General features: G+C 72.3%; 13 protein-coding genes. 6 read left to right on the forward strand and 7 right to left on the reverse strand.

Annotated elements, in window-relative coordinates:
• Positions 1-18: 18 nt before the first annotated feature.
• The 3 genes from iolD to iolC all read right to left on the reverse strand — a co-directional run bounded on the left by iolD (position 19) and on the right by iolC (position 4,014).
• Positions 19-1,893 carry a 3D-(3,5/4)-trihydroxycyclohexane-1,2-dione acylhydrolase (decyclizing) gene (gene iolD / locus ACZ3ZE_RS04625; RefSeq protein ID WP_361162966.1) on the reverse strand — a complete coding sequence of 625 codons (1,875 nt, stop codon included), beginning with the start codon at positions 1,891-1,893 and terminating at the stop codon, positions 19-21.
• Positions 1,890-2,858, reverse strand: a complete 969-nt coding sequence (locus ACZ3ZE_RS04630) for a 5-deoxy-glucuronate isomerase (RefSeq protein ID WP_467257310.1) — start codon at positions 2,856-2,858, stop codon at positions 1,890-1,892. Before ACZ3ZE_RS04630 ends, iolD begins: the two co-directional genes overlap by 4 nt.
• Before the next feature lie 163 nt (positions 2,859-3,021).
• Positions 3,022-4,014, reverse strand: coding sequence for a 5-dehydro-2-deoxygluconokinase (iolC, locus tag ACZ3ZE_RS04635; RefSeq protein WP_361162962.1), 993 nt, complete (start codon positions 4,012-4,014; stop codon positions 3,022-3,024).
• Positions 4,015-4,125: 111 nt separating this feature from the next.
• On the opposite strand from iolC, the gene ACZ3ZE_RS04640 reads away from it, so the two are divergent.
• Both ACZ3ZE_RS04640 and ACZ3ZE_RS04645 read left to right on the forward strand, forming a co-directional pair.
• A complete protein-coding gene (locus ACZ3ZE_RS04640; protein WP_467257312.1) occupies positions 4,126-5,088 on the forward strand; it encodes a sugar phosphate isomerase/epimerase family protein in 963 nt (320 codons plus the stop codon).
• Between the two features lie 214 nt (positions 5,089-5,302).
• Positions 5,303-5,500, forward strand: a complete 198-nt coding sequence (locus tag ACZ3ZE_RS04645) for a helix-turn-helix transcriptional regulator (protein ID WP_361162958.1) — start codon at positions 5,303-5,305, stop codon at positions 5,498-5,500.
• Between the two features lie 96 nt (positions 5,501-5,596).
• Here the strand turns inward: ACZ3ZE_RS04645 and ACZ3ZE_RS04650 are convergent, their stop codons facing one another.
• A complete protein-coding gene (locus ACZ3ZE_RS04650) occupies positions 5,597-7,861 on the reverse strand; it encodes an MMPL family transporter (RefSeq protein ID WP_467257314.1) in 2,265 nt (754 codons plus the stop codon).
• 163 nt (positions 7,862-8,024) lie between these two features.
• On the opposite strand from ACZ3ZE_RS04650, the gene ACZ3ZE_RS04655 reads away from it, so the two are divergent.
• A complete protein-coding gene (locus ACZ3ZE_RS04655; protein ID WP_361162954.1) occupies positions 8,025-8,675 on the forward strand; it encodes a TetR/AcrR family transcriptional regulator in 651 nt (216 codons plus the stop codon).
• Here the strand turns inward: ACZ3ZE_RS04655 and ACZ3ZE_RS04660 are convergent.
• On the reverse strand, positions 8,653-9,867 hold the full coding sequence (locus ACZ3ZE_RS04660) for a cation:proton antiporter (protein WP_467257315.1): 1,215 nt from the start codon (positions 9,865-9,867) through the stop codon (positions 8,653-8,655). The genes ACZ3ZE_RS04655 and ACZ3ZE_RS04660 overlap by 23 nt on opposite strands.
• Before the next feature lie 64 nt (positions 9,868-9,931).
• Here ACZ3ZE_RS04660 and ACZ3ZE_RS04665 point away from each other — a divergent pair, with 64 nt between their 5' ends.
• From ACZ3ZE_RS04665 to ACZ3ZE_RS04675, 3 genes are all read left to right on the forward strand, one after another.
• Positions 9,932-10,873: a PrsW family intramembrane metalloprotease gene (locus ACZ3ZE_RS04665; RefSeq protein ID WP_467257317.1), complete on the forward strand. Its 942-nt coding sequence runs from the start codon at positions 9,932-9,934 to the stop codon at positions 10,871-10,873.
• A gap of 68 nt (positions 10,874-10,941) precedes the next feature.
• Positions 10,942-11,163, forward strand: a complete 222-nt coding sequence (locus ACZ3ZE_RS04670; protein WP_361162950.1) for a heavy-metal-associated domain-containing protein — start codon at positions 10,942-10,944, stop codon at positions 11,161-11,163.
• Positions 11,164-11,237: 74 nt separating this feature from the next.
• The gene (locus tag ACZ3ZE_RS04675; RefSeq protein ID WP_361622386.1) at positions 11,238-13,451 is read left to right on the forward strand and encodes a heavy metal translocating P-type ATPase; all 2,214 of its coding nucleotides are present in this window, start codon (positions 11,238-11,240) and stop codon (positions 13,449-13,451) included.
• A 380-nt stretch (positions 13,452-13,831) separates the two neighbouring features.
• Here the strand turns inward: ACZ3ZE_RS04675 and ACZ3ZE_RS04680 are convergent, their stop codons facing one another.
• Both ACZ3ZE_RS04680 and recD2 read right to left on the reverse strand, forming a co-directional pair.
• Positions 13,832-15,121, reverse strand: coding sequence for a citrate synthase (locus ACZ3ZE_RS04680; RefSeq protein WP_361162946.1), 1,290 nt, complete (start codon positions 15,119-15,121; stop codon positions 13,832-13,834).
• Positions 15,122-15,300: 179 nt separating this feature from the next.
• A complete protein-coding gene (recD2, locus tag ACZ3ZE_RS04685) occupies positions 15,301-17,514 on the reverse strand; it encodes an SF1B family DNA helicase RecD2 (RefSeq protein ID WP_467257319.1) in 2,214 nt (737 codons plus the stop codon).
• Between the last annotated feature and the right edge of the window lie 15 nt (positions 17,515-17,529).

Here is a 17,529-nt window from a genome sequence, read left to right on the forward strand (position 1 = left end):
GAATGCTCCTTCTGGCTGCTACAGGTGGCGGCGTCGGGCGGTGACGTGCCGGTCGTACTCCTCGCGGGCCTTGACCGCCGACGGGCGGGTCGACGTCTCGGCCACGGGCACATCCCACCACGCCTGGGCGGGGGGCGGGCCCGACACACTGTCTGCCGTTTCGGTCTCGACGTAGACACATGTGGGAACCGTCGCCTCCCGTGCGTCCGCGAGGGCTTCTCGCAGGTCACGCATGGTGTGGGGGCGTAGCACCCGCATGCCGAGGGAGGCGGCGTTGGCCGCCAGGTCGATCGGGAGGGGCGGCCCGGTGAAGCCGCCGTCGGGGGCCCGCAGCCGGTAGTCGGTGCCGAAGCGCTCGGCTCCGACGGCCTCCGACAGGCCGCCGATCGAGGCGTAGCCGTGGTTCTGGAGGACGACCACCTTGATGGGCAGGCCTTCCTGGACGGCGGTGACGATCTCGGTGGGATTCATCAGATACGTACCGTCTCCGACGAGCGCCCAGACGGGCCGGCCGGGTGCGGCGAGGGCGACGCCGAGGGCGGCGGGGATCTCGTATCCCATGCAGGAGTAGCCGTATTCGACGTGGTACTGGTCGGCGGAGCGGGCCCGCCACAGCTTGTGGAGGTCGCCGGGGAGCGAGCCGGCCGCGTTGATCACAATGTCGTCCCCGGTGACCAAGGTGTCGAGTGCGCCGAGGACCTGCGCCTGGGTGGGGCGGGCGTCCTCGCTGTCGGGGGCGTACGCGGCGTCGGTGCGTGCCTGCCAGGCGCGCTTGGACTCCGCCCAGGGAGCCGTGTCCGGCTCGTGGCCGGGTCCGCGGCGTCCGGCGAGCGCCTCGGTGAGGGCGGTGAGGCCCTCGCGGGCGTCGGCGACGAGCGGCAGGGCGGCCTGTTTGTGGGCGTCGAAGCCGGTGATGTTGAGGTTGAGGAAGCGGGCGTCGGGGTGGAAGAGGGTGCCGGAGGCGGTGGTGAAGTCGGTGTGACGGGTGCCGACGCCGATGATCAGGTCGCTGGCCCGGGCGAGTTCGTCGGCGGTGGCGGTGCCGGTGTGGCCGATGCCGCCGACCTCGCAGGGGTGGTCGTACGGCAGGACGCCCTTGCCCGCCTGGGTGGTGGCGACGGGGAGGCCGGCCCGTTCGGCGAGGGTGCGCAGGGCGTCCTCGGCGGCGCTGTACTTCACGCCGCCGCCCGCGACGATCAGCGGCCGCTCGGCGTCGGCTACCGCCCGGACGGCGGCGTCGAGCTCGTCCCGGTCGGGGCGGGGGCGGCGCACGGTCCAGGTCCGCTCGGCGAGGAACTCCTCGGGCCAGTCGTACGCCTCCGCCTGTACGTCCTGGGGCAGGGCGAGGGTGACGGCGCCGGTCTCGGCGGGGTCGGTGAGGACCCGTACGGCGGCGAGGGCGGCCGGGATCAGCGCCTCGGGGCGGGTGATCCGGTCGAAGTACTTCGACACGGGGCGCAGGCAGTCGTTGACGGACACCTCGCCCGCGTAGGGGACTTCGAGCTGCTGGAGGACGGGGTCGGCGGGGCGGGTGGCGAAGGTGTCGCCGGGCAGCAGGAGCACGGGCAGCCGGTTGATCGTGGCGAGGGCGGCGCCGGTGACCAGGTTGGTGGCGCCGGGGCCGATGGAGGTGGTGACGGCGTGCGTCTGGAGCCGGCGGGACTGGCGGGCGTAGCCGACGGCGGCGTGCACCATGGCCTGTTCGTTGCGGCCCTGGTGGTACGGCATGAGCGCGGGGTACTCGACGAGCGCCTGCCCGATCCCGGCGACGTTGCCGTGTCCGAAGATGCCCCAGGTGGCGGTGATCAGGCGCCGGCGCACGCCGTCGCGCGCGGTGTGCTGGGCGGCGAGGAAGCGCACCAGGGCCTGGGCGACGGTGAGCCGGACGCTCATGCGTATCCCTCCGTGTGGTCGGGGTGGAAGCAGATCTTCCATTCCCGTTCGGGGCCGGGTCCCGCCATGACGTTCAGGTAGTAGAGCGGATGGCCGGGCTGGGCGATGGACGGACCGTGCCACCCGTCGGGCACGAGGACGGCGTCACCACCGCGGACCTCGGCGAGGAGTGCGGCGCCGCCGGGGCGGGAGGGGGTGATCCGCTGGTAGCCGTAGGCCCGGCCGGGGGTGCCGGGGGGCGGGCCGGGGGTGCCGGGGGGCGGGCCGGGGGTGCCGGGGGGCGGGCTGGGGGGCTCCGCCGCCTCGTGGACCTCCTGGGCCTCCGCGGCCTCCCGGGCCTCCTGGACTTCGTGGACCTCCGCGGCCTCCTGGACCTCGTAGTAGTAGATCTCCTCCAGGACGGATTCCTCGCCCGGGCGGTGCTCGTCGTGCTTGTGGGGCGGGTACGAGGACCAGTTGCCGCCGGGGGTGATCACCTCGACGGCGATCAGCCGGTCGCAGTCGAAGGCGTCCGCGGCGGCGAAGTTGCGCACCTCGCGGCTGCGGTTGCCGCTGCCGCGGGTCTCGACGGGAACCTCCGGCGCGGGGCCGTAGCGGGCGGGGAGTCGTCGCTCGCACTTCGCTCCTGCCAAAGCGAAGCGGCCTCCCGCACCGGAGGCGATCTGGACGTGGGCGTCCCTGGGCACATAGGCGAAGTCCGAGACCCCGTCGAACACACTGGCGCGGCCTACGAGTTCGAGGATTTCCCCGTCGACGCGCACCGTACCGCCACCGGACAGCGGAAGCACCACCCATTCGCTGTTCCCTGTCTCGAACCGGTGGGTCCCGCCGGGCGGAAGGTCGAGGACGCGCAGCGCGCTGTGGGTCCAGCCGGCCCGCGCGGGGTCGATGTCGACGGCGTACGGGCCGCGGGCGGCGGCCCCCGCGGGCAGGTGGAGGGAGCGCGGGGCGGGCTTCGTTTCCATGGTCAGCTCCCTACCCGCCGCGCGGGTCCGGAAGACCGGCCGTCCGCCGTACGGGAGAGCGGCCGGTCAGCCGTACGGGACGGCTCCGGGTCCCCGGCCCGCGTCGCCGTCCCGCCGAGGCGTCCGGGGTGGCCGGCGGACTGTCCGAAAGGGGCGCCGGGTGTCACGGGGTCCGCTCCGGGATGGAGCCGGTGCCGGTGGCCAGGGCGAGGGCGATCTCGTCCTCGTACGGCATGGCGGGCGAGCAGGCGAGCCGGCCGGCGACGATGGCGCCCGCCGCGTTGGCCTGGCGCAGGACGCGCTCCAGGTCCCACCCGGCGAGCAGCCCGTGGGCGAGCGCCCCGCCGAACGCGTCGCCCGCGCCGAGGCCGTTGACCACCTCCACCGGCAGCGGCGGCACCTCGGCGGCGGTGCCGTCGGCGGCCAGCGCGAGCACGCCCTTGGGGCCCTGCTTGACGACGGCGATCCGTACGCCCGCGGCGAGCAGCGCGCGGGCGGCGGCGTGCGGTTCCCGCTCCCCGGTGGCGACCTCGCACTCGTCGAGGTTGCCGACGGCGACCGTGGCGTGCTTGAGGGCCTCCCGGTAGTACGGCGGCGCCTCGTCGGGCGTCTCCCACAGGGTGGGCCGCCAGTCCAGGTCGAGGACGGTGAGCGCGCTGTCGGGGTCGAGGCGTTCGGACCGCTCCCACAGGGCCGCGAGGGTGGCGGTCCGGCTGGGCTCGGCGCTCAGCCCGGTCCCCGTCACCCAGACGGCGCGGGCGGCGCGGAGCGCGGGCAGGTCCAGCTCGTGGGGGTGGATCTCCAGGTCGGGGGCCTTGGGGCGGCGGTAGAAGTGGATCGGGAAGTGGTCGGGCGGGAAGATCTCGCAGAAGGTGACCGGGGTCGGGTACGCGGCGACGTCGGTGACCCACCGGTCGTCCACCCCGAAGGCCCGCAGCTCGTGGTGGAGGTACGCGCCGAAGGGGTCCGCTCCGGTCCGGCTGACGAGCGCGGTGCGGCTGCCCAGGCGCGCGGCGGCGACGGCCACGTTGGCCGGGGAGCCGCCGAGGAACTTGCCGAAGGTGTCGACCCGGGCCAGCTCCACCCCGCTCTGCAGCGGGTAGAGGTCCACTCCGAGCCGGCCCATCGCGATCAGGTCGTACGGCTCCGACGTCATGCCACGTCACCTCTCGCCTCGGCGCCCCCGCCCGCACCCAGGTCTAGTCGCCGGTCCGGAAGGCTGTCAACGGCATGTCCTTACATTCGGACGTGTGTCATCGTGGCGGTCATGACGAAGCCGTCGCAGCCGTCGCAGCCGTCGAGTCCGTCTCCGTCCGGTCCGCCGGGCGGCCCGGCGCCCCTGTCCCGCATCCGGGTCGGTTCGGCCCCGGACTCCTGGGGCGTCTGGTTCCCCGACGATCCGCGGCAGGTGCCCTGGCAGCGCTTCCTCGACGAGGTGGCGGGCGCCGGTTACGGATGGATCGAGCTCGGCCCGTACGGCTATCTGCCGACCGATCCGGCCGTCCTCGCCGAGGAGACCGCCCGCCGGGGTCTGAAGGTGTCCGCGGCGACCGTCTTCACCGGGCTGCACCACGGCCCGGAGGTCTGGGAGCGCACCTGGGCGCATGTGGCCGAGAACGCGGCCCTCGCCCAGGCGATGGGTGCCCGGCATCTGGTGGTCATCCCCTCCTTCTGGCGCGACGACAAGACGGGCGAGGTCCTGGAGGACCGCACGCTCACCCCGGCGCAGTGGCGGCACCTGACCTCGCTGACCGAGCGGCTCGGCCACGAGGTCCGGGAGCGCTACGGGCTGCGGGTGGTCGTCCATCCGCACGCGGACACCCATGTCGACACCGAGGAGAACGTCACCCGCTTCCTCGACGCGACCGACCCGAACCTGGTCGCGCTCTGCCTGGACACCGGCCACTACGCCTACTGCGGCGGTGACAGCGTCAAGCTGATCGAGACCTACGGCGAGCGGATCGGCTACCTCCATCTGAAGCAGGTCGACCCCGAGGTCCTGGCCCGGGTGGTCGCCGAGGAGCTGCCGTTCGGCCCGGCGGTGGCGCGGGGCGTGATGTGCGAGCCGCCCACCGGGGTGCCGGCCCTCGAACCGGTCCTGGCGGCGGCGCAGGCGCTGGACGTGGACCTGTTCGCCATCGTGGAGCAGGACATGTACCCGTGTGAGCCGGACCGGCCCTACCCCATCGCGCTGCGCACGCGCCGTTTTCTGCGCTCCTGCGGCGCCTGATGACTATGCGTCACTTACGTCACATCCGTCGCCCCTTCGTCACACATGTCTCCGTTTCGCGGGTTTTCCGTCACAGGCAGTCGACAGGCGCTCCCCTCCCGTCAGAAGGGGCCGTTCACCGGGCACAGGCTCAGTGATCGCCAGTGCACACACCCGGCAGCTCCCCCGACGGCACTCCCGCCGCCGCTGCCGGGCACGCAGGGAGGTGCCACGCATGACGGACAAACGGCTCTGGTCGTACAAGGACATCGCCGCCCACATCAAGGTGCAGCCGGACACGGTCCGCTCCTACCGGAAGCACGGGCTGCTGCCGGCCCCCGACCACGTCCAGTCGGGCAAGCCCTACTGGTACGCGGACACCATCCGTGCCTGGGTCGCGAACCGTCCCGGCAACCGGAGCCGCCGGGACTGACGCCCCCGGCTCGCGAGACCGGCCTTCCGAGGCCTCCCGGCCTCCCCTCCCCTTCGAGGGCCCCGCACCCCCCGAACCGTGGTGCGGGGCCCTCGCTCATCCGACGCGCTCCTTCTCCCGGGCGGCGCCCGGCTCGGGGCCCGGCCCCTGGTCCGGCTGCGGCTGCGACTCCGGCGTCCCGGGGGTGCCGCCCTCGCTGATCCCGAAGCGGTCGTGGAAGCGGCGCAGCGGTCCCGGTGCCCACCAGGTGAGGCGGCCGGTCAGCTTCATCACCGAGGGGACGAGCAGGCTGCGCACCACCATGGCGTCCATGAGGACGGCCAGGGCGACGCCGAGGCCCAGCATCTTGGTGTTGGTGACCCGGGAGGTGCCGATGGCGACCATCACCACCGCGAGGATGACGGCGGCGGCGGTGATCAGCCCGCCGGTGCGCCGCAGCCCGAACCGGACCGCGTGCTCGTGGTCGCCGGTGGCGTCGTACTCCTCCTTGATCCGGGAGAGCAGGAACACCCCGTAGTCCATGGAGAGTCCGAAGGCCACGCAGAACATCAGCACGGGCAGGGTGGTCTCGATGTCCCCGGTGGACGTGAAGCCGAGGAGTCCGGAGAGGTGTCCGTCCTGGAAGACCCAGACGACCGCGCCGAACATGGCGGTGAGGCTGAGCGCGTTGAGGACGACGGCCTGGATCGGGATGAGCAGGCTGCCGGTGAGCAGGAAGACCAGGATCAGGGTGACGACGACGATGACGGCGGCGGCCCAGGGCAGGCGGTCCCCTATGGCGTCCTTGGAGTCGACGAGGACGGCGGCGGCGCCGGTCACGGAGGTGTCGAACGGGGCTTTCTCCGCGCGCAGTTCGCCGACCACGTGCTGGGCTTCGGTGCCGACGGTCTCGCCCTCGGGGACGACGGTGAAGTAGGCGTGGCTGCGCCCGCCGGCCGGGGAGGTCACCGGGCCCTCGACCCGCGCGACCCCGTCGAGGCCCTCGATCCGCTCCCGGTACTCGGCGTACTGCCCGGGGGTGGCGGCGCCCTCGGCGAGGACGGTGATCCCGCCGCCGGGGTTCCCGGGGAAGGCGTCGCGCAGATGGTCCTGGACCACCCGGGACTCGGCGCTCGCCGGGAGCTGGCGGTCGTCGGCGGTGCCGAACTTCACGCCGAGGAAGGGCAGCCCCAGGAGCACGAGTCCGGTGACGGTGGCCACGGCGAAGAGCGGCGCCCGCCGCATCACCAGGGCCGCGGTGCGCGCCCAGCCGGCCCCGGCCTCCCGCTCGGCGGCGCCGCCCGCCCCGGCACCGGACCGGCGCCGGAAGAGGCGCCGCAGGTCCAGGGCGTTGACCCGGTCGCCGAGCAGGACGAGCGCGGCGGGCAGCAGGATCAGGGCGGCCGCGGCGGCGAGCAGGACGACCGCGATGCCCGCGTAGGCGAAGGAGCGCAGGAAGTACTGCGGGAAGACCAGCATCGCGGCGAGTGAGACGGCGACGGTGAGGGCGGAGAAGAGCACGGTCCGCCCGGCGGTGCGCAGGGTGGTGGCGACGGCGGTCCTGGTGTCGGCGCCGGCGGCCAGCTCCTCGCGGAAGCGGCGGACCACGAACAGGGCGTAGTCGATGGCGAGGCCGAGCCCGAGGGCGGTGGTGAGGTTCTGCGCGAAGACGGAGACGTCGGTGAGTTCGGTGATGCCGCGCAGCACGGCGTTGGTGCCGAGGATGGCGACGATGCCGATGCCGAGCGGGAGCAGGGCGGCGACGGCGCTGCCGAAGACCATGACGAGCAGGACGAGGGTGATGGGCAGGGCGATCATCTCGGCCCTGAGCAGGTCCTCCTGGATGGTCGTCTGCATCTCGTGGCGCACGGCGAGCGGACCGCCGACGGAGACCTGCACGGGTCCGTGGGTGCCCCGGAACTCGGGGGCGACGCGCTCCAGGATCTCGCCGGCGGCCTTCTCCTCGCCGTCGATCCGGGCGGCGATCACGGCCTGGCGCCCGTCCTCGGAGCGCAGGGCCGGGGAGCCGGTCTGCCAGTAGGAGCCGACCCCGCCGACGCCGGGCTCGGCGTCGAGCCGCTCGGCGAGGCGGCGGGCCTCGGCGGCGACGGCCGGGGAGTCGACCCCGGCGGCGCCCGCGTCGACGAGCAGCAGCAGATTGGGCTGGGAGGCGGGGAACTCGCGCTCCAGGACCTCCAGCGCGTAGGTGGACTCGGCGTCCGGGTCCTCCCAGCCGCCGCTGCCCATCCGGTCGCCGACGCCGCTGCCCGCGAGGACGGCGAGCGCCGTGATCACGAGGGCTACGAGGAGCGAGAGGCGTGGCCGGGCCGTCACGAACCGGGTCCACCCCCCGCCGGTGGACGGTTTCTTGACTTCGGCCATGACGCGGTGTCCCCTTCACCGTGACCCAGGCGCTCGCTTCCCGGCAGGTCGCATGGGTCGCCCATTGCCATAGACTGGCAAACACGAGTGATCACTCGCGTTTCACAAGAATGCGAGCGACCTCTCGTATTTGTCAAACGCGTTGAGAGAGCTGGGGACAGTCATGTCCGAAGAAGGGTCCGAGCCGAAGCCGCGCCGCCGCCAGGCCCGCGGCGAGCGCCGCATCGCGCAGCTGCTGCAGGCCGCCGCCGACGTCTTCTGCGCCCACGGCTACGCGGCGGCCAGCACCAACGCGATCGCCCGCGAGGCCAGCGTCTCCCCCGGCACGCTCTACCAGTACTTCCCCAACAAGGAAGCGATCGCCATCGAGCTCGGCGACCGGCTCCTCACCGAGATGCGGGAGGCCCACGGGCAGGCCTTCACCCCCGAGAACCTGGCGCTGCCGCTGCCGCTGATGCTCGACGCCGTGCTCGACCCGATGATCGAGTTCAACTGCCAGAACCCGGCCTTCCTCGCCCTCATGCACGGCTCGGACGTCCCCGGCCGGATCGCCGAGGAGCACGACGCCCTGCACGCCTCGCTGCTCGCGCGGGTCGGCGACCTGCTCGCCCACTACCTGCCGGACAGCGGGCCGGCCGAGCGTGCCCGGATAGCCGACATGACCTTCGCCGTCGTCAAGGGCGGTCTCGCCCTCGTGCTCGCGGCGCCCGAGGGCCCCGAGCGGGACGCGGTGATCGTCGAGTTGAAGAAGGCCGTGCGGCGCTACCTCGACCCGGTCGTCGGGGAGGCGCTCACCACGATTCCGAGCCCGTGACCTGCTCGGCCGGCAGCTCCTTCTCCCCCGCCCGCGCGCGCAGCTTCAGGGCGATCAGCGGGAAGGCCAGCACCGACACCATCCCGGCCCCCACCAGGGCAGCCGCCTCGCCCGCCGTCAGCGCCTCGTCGTCCACGCCGATGGTGGTGATGGCGACGACGAGCGGCAGCGCCGTGGAGCTGTAGAGGACCAGCGCCCCCCGGTCGCGCCCGGCGAGGTCGCGCGGGGCGAGGAGGGCCACCGGGCCGCCCCGCACCACCAGGAACAGGGCGAGGAAGAGCGGCAGGAGCAGCAGCGTACGGCCGCCGGCGAGCAGCGAGTCCAGGTCGAACTCGATGCCGGTGACGACGAAGAAGACCGGGACGAGGAAGCCGAAGCCGACCGCCTCGATCTTCTCCAGGATCTGCGGCCCGGACTCGGGAGCGGCCCCGGTCAGGACCAGACGGGTGATCAGCCCGGCAGCGAACGCGCCGAGCAGGACGTCGAGTCCGAGCGCCGTGGAGGCGCCCAGCATCAGTGCGAGCAGCAGGAAGACGAAACGGACCGCGAACTGTCCGCTGCTGTGCAGGGTCTTCGCGATGATCCGGGAGAACCACGGCCTGCGCGGCTTCAGCGCCCAGTAGACGGCGCCCGCGGTGAGCGCGGCGAAGACGGCGAGCAGGGCGGTCGACTCGGCGGCGCTGCGGCCGCTCAGCAGCAGCGCCATGGCGATGATCGGCCCGAACTCGCCGACCGCGCCGAAGGCCATGACCACCGACCCGAACCGGCCGTGCAGGTCGCCCGCGTCGCGCAGCACCGGCAGCACCGTGCCGAGCGCGGTGCTGGTCAGGGCCACGCCGATGAAGACGCCCTTGTCGTAGCCGTCGCCGAGCAGGACACCGGCGCCGAGGCCGAGCGCGAGGGCGGCAACCCAGGCCCACACCGAGCGCTTCAGGGTGTCGCCGCGGACCTTGCCGAACTCGATCTCGTATCCGGCCAGGAAGATCAGCATGGCGAGGCCGAGTTGCGAGAGGCCGTCGATCAGCGCGTCGGGCTTCGCCCAGCCCAGGACGTCGGGGCCGATGACGATGCCCAGCAGGATCTCGAAGATGACCAGGGGCACGGGGAGCCAGCGCCCGGCTCCGTAGGCGAGCAGCGGCGCCAGGACGGCGATCGTCATGATCAGGATCAGCGTGGTCCCCGAATGCGACATATCGGGTATCTACCATAAGCTCCGGTCAGATGCCCTGTCGGCGGAGGGACTTGGAGGTCTCGCTGTGTACGACCAGCAACCCCGGACACCGGCACCGCCCCCGCCCGCGCGCCCGCCCGTCGAGACGCCCCGCCCGGGGCTGTGGCGGCGCTGCCTGTGGGGCGGGCTCGCGCTGTGGGCGCTCACCGCGGTCGTCACGTACGCGACGGAGAACACGACCCTGCTGCCGACGCTGATCCTGCTGGGCAGCTTCCTGGTGCCCTCGGTCTTCACGCTCTGGGCCTACGAGCGGCACGGGCAGGACTTCGGGGTGCCGGTGATCCTCGGCTGCTTCGTCACCGGCGGGGTGCTCGGGGTGCTGGGCGCCTCCGTCATGGAGTACTACCTGCTGCACCCCTCCCTGTGGATGTTCGTCGGCGTCGGGCTCATCGAGGAGGCGGCGAAGCTGGCGGCGCTGATGTTCGTGGTGCGCCACCGCCCGTGGCTGCGCGGGGTGCGGGCCGGACTGGTGCTCGGCGGCACGGTCGGTTTCGGCTTCGCCGCGTTCGAGAGCGCGGGGTACGCGTTCAACGCGGCCGTGACGATGGACGGCATCGACCTGCGCTCGCTCCTGGAGACCGAGATCCTGCGCGGGGTGCTCGCCCCCTTCGGGCACGGCCTGTGGACGGCGATCGCCGGCGGGGTGCTGCTGGCGTACCGGCGGCCGGACGGGCGGTTCCGGTTCGCGGGGCCGGTCGTCGGCACGTACCTCGGGGTGGCCGCACTGCACGCCCTGTGGGACTCGATGCACGGCATCGCGCTGTGGCTGGTGCTCCAGCTGACCACGACCTCCCTGGACCGCTCGCTCTTCGCCCAGGGGTACCTCCCGGATCCGAGCGCCCGGCAGGAGCACCTCTTCACCTTCTTCTCGGTGGGCGGCCTGGTGCTGGTGACGGCGGCGGGGCTGGCGTGGCTGAGGTCGCTCGCGCGACCCGGGCGGGTCACTTCGCCAATCCATACCCCCTAGGGGTATAATATGTGTTAGTACGGCACAGGCGCCCCGAAGCGCACCACCCCCGGAACGAGGAGAACGTCATGGCCGAACTCACCACCGTCTACCAGGTCAAGGGCATGACCTGCGGGCACTGCGAGGGCGCGGTCTCCAGTGAGATCTCCGAGATCTCCGGGGTCTCCTCGGTCAAGGCCGTCGCCGCCACCGGCGAGGTCACCGTGACCTCCGCCGGCCCGCTCGACGTGGAGGCCGTCCGCGCCGCCGTGGACGAGGCCGGCTACGAGCTGGTGGGCCCCGCCGCCTGATCCCCGCGCCACCGTGCAGGGCCGTACCGTTGCGGTACGGCCCTGTACTCGTTCCACCAGCCCCGGGACCCCACATGACCTCCACGACCACCGAGCTGACGATCGGCGGGATGACCTGCGCCTCCTGCGCGGCCCGCGTCGAGAAGAAGCTCAACCGGATGGACGGCGTGACCGCGACGGTCAACTACGCCACGGAGAAGGCGCGCGTCGAGCATCCGGCCGAGGTCACGGTCGACGAGCTGATCGCCACCGTCGTCAGGACCGGGTACACCGCCGAGGAACCCCCGCCGCCCGAACCCGAGCCCGCGCCCGACTCCGGGCAGGAGAGCCCCGGCGCGGCCGAGGACCCCGCGCTCGCCGCGCTGCGCGAGCGGCTGACCGTCTCCGCGGTGCTGTCCCTGCCGGTCGTCCTGCTCGCGATGGTCCCGGCCCTCCAGTTCGACAACTGGCAGTGGCTCTCGCTCACCCTCGCCGCCCCCGTCGTCGTCTGGGGCGGGCTGCCCTTCCACCGCGCCGCCTGGACCAACCTCCGGCACGGCGCCGCCACCATGGACACCCTCGTCTCGGTCGGCACCCTCGCCGCCTTCGGCTGGTCGCTGTGGGCGCTCTTCCTCGGCGACGCCGGCACGCCCGGCATGCGGCACGGCTTCGACCTCACCGTCACCCGCGACCACGCCTCCTCCACCATCTACCTGGAGGTCGCCGCCGGGGTCGTCACCTTCATCCTCCTCGGCCGCTACCTGGAGGCCCGCGCCAAGCGGAAGGCGGGCGCCGCCCTGCACGCCCTGATGCGCCTGGGCGCCAAGGACGTCGGCGTCCTGCGCGGCGGGACGGAGGTACGGATCCCGGTCGGCGCGCTGCGGACCGGCGACCGCTTCGTCGTACGCCCCGGGGAGAAGATCGCCGCCGACGGCACCGTCACCGAGGGCGCCTCGGCCGTCGACGCCTCGATGCTCACCGGCGAGTCCCTGCCCGTCGACGTCTCCGCCGGCGACCCCGTCACCGGCGGCTGCGTCAACGTCTCGGGCCGCCTCGTCGTCGAGGCCACCCGGGTCGGCGCCGACACCCGGCTGGCCCGGATGGCCCAGCTGGTCGAGGACGCGCAGAACGGCAAGGCGGAGGTGCAGCGGCTCGCCGACCGGATCTCCGCCGTCTTCGTGCCCGTGGTGCTCCTGATCGCCCTGGGCACCCTGGTCGGCTGGCTGCTCGTCACCAGCGACACGACGGCCGCGTTCACCGCCGCCGTCGCCGTGCTGATCATCGCCTGCCCCTGCGCCCTCGGTCTCGCGACCCCGACCGCCCTCATGGTCGGCACCGGCCGCGGCGCCCAGCTCGGCATCCTCATCAAGGGCCCCGAGGTCCTGGAGTCCACCCGCCGGGTCGACACCGTCGTCCTCGACAAGACCGGCACGGTCACCACCGGCGTGATGCGCCTGACGGAGGTGTACGCGTACGAGGGCGTCGACGAGGCCGAGCTGCTGCGGCTCGCGGGCGCCCTGGAGCACTCCTCCGAGCACCCGGTCGCCCGTGCCGTGGCGGCCGGCGCCGCCGCGAAGGTCGGCGAGCTCCCCGTACCGAAGTCCTTCGAGAACGTGCCGGGGCTCGGCGTGCGCGGCTCGGTCGACGGGCACCTGGTGCTCGTCGGGCGCGCCGCCCTGCTGGCGGCCGAGGAGATCGAGGTGCCGGACGGCGCGGGCGGGCCGGGGGTCGTGCACGTCGCCTGGGACCGGCGGGCCCGCGGGACGCTGACGGTCGCCGACACGGTCAAGGAGACCAGCGCGGAGGCGGTCGCCCTGCTGCGCGGCCTCGGGCTGCGGCCGGTGCTGCTGACCGGGGACGGCCAGGAGACGGCCCGGCGGGTGGCGGCGGAGGTCGGCATCGACGAGGTGATCGCCGAGGTGCTGCCGCAGGACAAGGTCGACGTCGTGCGCGGGCTCCAGGAGCAGGGGCGCACGGTGGCGATGGTCGGCGACGGGGTGAACGACGCCGCGGCCCTGGCGACGGCCGATCTGGGCCTGGCGATGGGCACCGGCACGGACGCGGCGATCGAGGCGAGCGACCTCACGCTGGTCCGCGGGGACCTGCGGGTCGCGGCGGACGCCATCCGGCTCTCCCGGCGCACGCTGGCGACGATCAAGGGAAACCTGGGCTGGGCCTTCGGCTACAACGTGGCCGCGCTGCCGCTGGCGGCGGCGGGGCTGCTCAACCCGATGATCGCCGGCCTGGCCATGGCGTTTTCCTCCGTTTTCGTCGTGACCAACAGCCTGCGACTCCGTCGCTTCACGTGAATTCACCTACACGTGACGCACAGGACCTTCACAAAGAGATCTAGATCACAGATATTTGGGGGTAACCATCTGGGCTGTTCGCGAGTCTAAGTGGGCGATGCCGAGAACGTCTTGGGGGACGTTCATGGGATGTCTTGGGGGACGTCCCAGGCAAGCGCGGCCGGGGCACGTGCACGGGGAGCTTTGAGCGGCCCTCCCGTACGTACCCCGGCAGACCGCGCGAGCAGACGCCCGGCCCGGATCCCGTGGGGGGAATCCGCACCGGGATATGGAAAGCGCCCCGACCGCCGACCCGTGGGGGGATCGGCGGCGGGGCGCTTTTCGCTCCGCGGGGACGCGCCTCCGCGAGGACGCGCGTCAGCGGGCCGGAGTCATCACGCTCAGCGGGACGCGACCGGGACGAAGTCGCGCTCGACGACGCCGGTGTAGATCTGGCGCGGGCGGCCGATGCGGGAGCCCGGCTCCTTGATCATCTCGTGCCACTGGGCGATCCAGCCCGGGAGGCGGCCGAGGGCGAACAGGACGGTGAACATCTCCGTCGGGAAGCCCATGGCGCGGTAGATCAGACCCGTGTAGAAGTCCACGTTCGGGTACAGGTTGCGCGAGACGAAGTAGTCGTCGGAGAGCGCGTGCTCCTCCAGCTTGAGCGCGATGTCCAGCAGCTCGTCGGACTTGCCGAGGGCCGAGAGGACGTCGTGCGCCGCAGCCTTGATGATCTTCGCGCGCGGGTCGAAGGACTTGTACACCCGGTGGCCGAAGCCCATCAGGCGGACGCCGTCCTCCTTGTTCTTCACCTTGCGGATGAAGGAGTCGACGTCGCCGCCGTTGGCCTTGATGCCCTCGAGCATCTCCAGGACCGACTGGTTGGCGCCACCGTGCAGCGGGCCCCACAGCGCCGAGATGCCGGCGGAGATCGAGGCGAACATGTTCGCCTGCGAGGAGCCGACCAGACGGACGGTGGACGTCGAACAGTTCTGCTCGTGGTCCGCGTGGAGGATCAGCAGCTTGTCGAGCGCCGCGACCACGACCGGGTCGAGCTCGTACTCCTGCGCCGGGACCGAGAAGGTCATGCGCAGGAAGTTCTCGACGTAGCCGAGGTCGTTACGCGGGTAGACGAACGGGTGACCGATCGACTTCTTGTACGCGTACGCGGCGATCGTCGGCAGCTTCGCGAGGAGCCGGATCGTGGAGAGGTGACGCTGCTTCTCGTCGAACGGGTTGTGGCTGTCCTGGTAGAAGGTGGACAGCGCCGAGACCACGGACGACAGCATCGCCATCGGGTGGGCGTCGCGCGGGAAGCCCTGGAAGAAGCGCTTGACGTCCTCGTGCAGCAGCGTGTGCTGGGTGATCTCGTTCTGGAAGGCCTCGAGCTCGTCGGCCTTCGGAAGCTCGCCGTTGATCAGCAGCGACGCCACCTCAAGGAAGGTGGACTGCTCGGCGAGCTGCTCGATGGGGTAGCCGCGGTACCGCAGGATGCCCTGCTCACCATCGAGATAGGTGATGGCGGATTTATAGGCGGCGGTGTTGCCATATCCGCTGTCGAGGGTGACCAGACCGGTCTGGGCTCGGAGCTTCCCGATGTCGAAGCCCTTGTCGCCGACGGTGCTCTCGACCACCGGGTAGGTGTATTCACCGTCCGCGTACCGCAGTACTACAGAGTTGTCGCTCACGTCATCCCTCACCGACGTAGTGCCTCTTCTTCGAGGTGCCCTGACTGTCTCTACCATCCCCCATTTGGCTCAGGAGAGTGCACTCGGGGTCGACCATTGGGCCAATCGGCGGCACTCAGTGCCGCCAACCTGCACATCCTGCCCCCTTCGCCCCGGTTCCGGAAGTCCTCCGTGATCTTTCACACCAGACTGCCCCCTGTGAGCCGATGTGCGAGTGCGGTAAAGCGCCGTCCGGCCGAAACCGTACGCACCGCCTGGGCGATCGCCCGGCGCGAGCCGACGAGCACCACCAGCTTCCGGGCGCGGGTGACGGCCGTGTAGAGCAGGTTCCGCTGAAGCATCGTCCAGGCGCTCATGGTGACCGGGATCACCACCGCCGGGTACTCGCTGCCCTGGGACCGGTGGATGGTCACAGCGTAGGCATGGGCGAGCTCGTCCAGCTCGTCGAAGTCGTACGGCACCTCCTCGTCCTCGTCCGTGCGCACCACGAGCCGCTGCTCCACGGCGTCGAGGGAGGTCACCACGCCGACCGTGCCGTTGAAGACACCGTTGGCGCCCTTCTCGTAGTTGTTGCGGATCTGGGTGACCTTGTCGCCGACCCGGAACACCCGGCCGCCGAAGCGCTTCTCGGCCAGATCCGGGCGGGCCGGGGTGATGGCCTGCTGGAGCAGCCCGTTGAGCGAGCCGGCCCCGGCGGGGCCCCGGTGCATGGGGGCGAGGACCTGGACGTCCCGGCGCGGGTCGAGCCCGAACTTGGCGGGAAGCCTGCGGGCCGCGACGTCCACGGCCACCCGTGCGGCGTCCTCGGTCTCCTCCTCGGCGAACAGGAAGAAGTCCGGCAGGCCGGTCGTGACGGGCGGCAGGCCCTCGTTGATCCGGTGCGCGTTGGTGACCACGCCGGACTGCTGGGCCTGGCGGAAGATCCGGGTCAGCCGGACGGCCGGGACCGGGCTGCCCGGGGCGAGCAGATCGCCGAGGACCTCGCCCGCGCCGACCGAGGGCAGCTGGTCCACGTCGCCGACCAGGAGCAGATGGGCACCCGGTGCCACCGCCTTGACCAGCTTGTTCGCCAGGAGCAGGTCGAGCATGGAGGCCTCGTCGACCACCACCAGGTCGGCGTCGAGCGGCCGGTCCCGGTCGTAGGCCGCGTCGCCGCCCGGCTTCAGCTCCAGGAGCCGGTGGACCGTGGACGCCTCGGCCCCGGTCAGCTCGGCGAGCCGCTTGGCGGCCCGCCCGGTGGGCGCGGCGAGCACCACCTTGGCCCGCTTGGCGCGGGCCAGCTCCACGATCGAGCGGACCGTGAAGGACTTGCCGCAGCCGGGGCCGCCGGTGAGCACGGCGACCTTCCGGGTCAGGGCGAGCCGCACGGCCTCCTCCTGCTCGGGCGCCAGCGACGCCCCCGTCCGGTCCGCGAGCCAGGCCAGCGCCTTGTCCCAGGCCACGTCCCGGAAGCCCGGCAGCCGGTCCTCCGGCGCCCCGAGCAGCCGCCGGAGCTGCCCGGCCAGGGAGAGCTCGGCGCGGTGGAACGGGACCAGGAACACGCCGGTCACCGGCAGCCCCTCGGGCCCCGGCACCGTCTCGCGGACGACCCCCTCCGGGTCCTCGGCGAGCTCCGCGAGGCACTCGATGACCAGGCCCGTGTCGACCTGGAGCAGCTTCACCGCGTCCGCGATGAGCCGCTCCTCCGGGAGGTAGCAGTGGCCCTGGTCGGTGGACTGCGCCAGCGCGTACCGCAGACCGGCGCGGACCCGGTCCGGGCTGTCGTGCGGGATGCCGACGGCCTGGGCGATCCGGTCGGCGGTGAGGAAGCCGATGCCCCAGACGTCGGCGGCGAGCCGGTAGGGCAGATTCCGCACGACGGAGATCGAGGAGTCGCCGTACTTCTTGTAGATCCGCACGGCGATGGAGGTCGAGACGCCGACACCCTGGAGGAAGACCATCACCTCCTTGATGGCCTTCTGCTCCTCCCAGGCCGCGGTGATGTTCTTCGTGCGCTTCGGGCCCAGGCCGGGGACCTCGATCAGGCGCTTGGGCGCCTCCTCCAGGACCTGGAGGGTGTCCAGGCCGAAGTGGGTCGTGATGCGGTCGGCGAAGACCGGTCCGATGCCCTTGACGAGACCGGAGCCGAGATAGCGCCGAATGCCCTGGATGGTGGCCGGCAGGACGGTCGTGTAGTTCTCCACGGTGAACTGGCGCCCGTACTGCGGATGGGAGCCCCAGCGGCCCTCCATCCGCAGCGACTCGCCCGGCTGGGCGCCGAGCAGCGCCCCGACGACCGTGAGCAGGTCGGCGGAGCCGCGGCCGGTGTCGACCCGGGCGACCGTGTAGCCGCTCTCCTCGTTCGCGTAGGTGATCCGCTCCAGGACCCCTTCGAGGACTGCCAGATGGGACATGCCCCGAAGGTAGCG

It is taken from the genome of Streptomyces sp. NPDC023157, from assembly GCF_055560575.1.

Bases quoted from the DNA above. Each gene is read 5' to 3' on its own strand.
- ACZ3ZE_RS04670 (WP_361162950.1), top strand. From the start codon at position 10,942: ATGGCCGAACTCACCACCGTCTACCAGGTCAAGGGCATGACCTGCGGG.
- ACZ3ZE_RS04660 (WP_467257315.1), bottom strand. From the start codon at position 9,867: ATGTCGCATTCGGGGACCACGCTGATCCTGATCATGACGATCGCCGTC.
- ACZ3ZE_RS04630 (WP_467257310.1), bottom strand. From the start codon at position 2,858: ATGGAAACGAAGCCCGCCCCGCGCTCCCTCCACCTGCCCGCGGGGGCC.
- ACZ3ZE_RS04655 (WP_361162954.1), top strand. From the start codon at position 8,025: ATGTCCGAAGAAGGGTCCGAGCCGAAGCCGCGCCGCCGCCAGGCCCGC.
- ACZ3ZE_RS04640 (WP_467257312.1), top strand. From the start codon at position 4,126: ATGACGAAGCCGTCGCAGCCGTCGCAGCCGTCGAGTCCGTCTCCGTCC.
- ACZ3ZE_RS04645 (WP_361162958.1), top strand. From the start codon at position 5,303: ATGACGGACAAACGGCTCTGGTCGTACAAGGACATCGCCGCCCACATC.
- iolC (WP_361162962.1), bottom strand. From the start codon at position 4,014: ATGACGTCGGAGCCGTACGACCTGATCGCGATGGGCCGGCTCGGAGTG.
- recD2 (WP_467257319.1), bottom strand. From the start codon at position 17,514: ATGTCCCATCTGGCAGTCCTCGAAGGGGTCCTGGAGCGGATCACCTAC.
- ACZ3ZE_RS04650 (WP_467257314.1), bottom strand. From the start codon at position 7,861: ATGGCCGAAGTCAAGAAACCGTCCACCGGCGGGGGGTGGACCCGGTTC.
- ACZ3ZE_RS04675 (WP_361622386.1), top strand. From the start codon at position 11,238: ATGACCTCCACGACCACCGAGCTGACGATCGGCGGGATGACCTGCGCC.
- iolD (WP_361162966.1), bottom strand. From the start codon at position 1,893: ATGAGCGTCCGGCTCACCGTCGCCCAGGCCCTGGTGCGCTTCCTCGCC.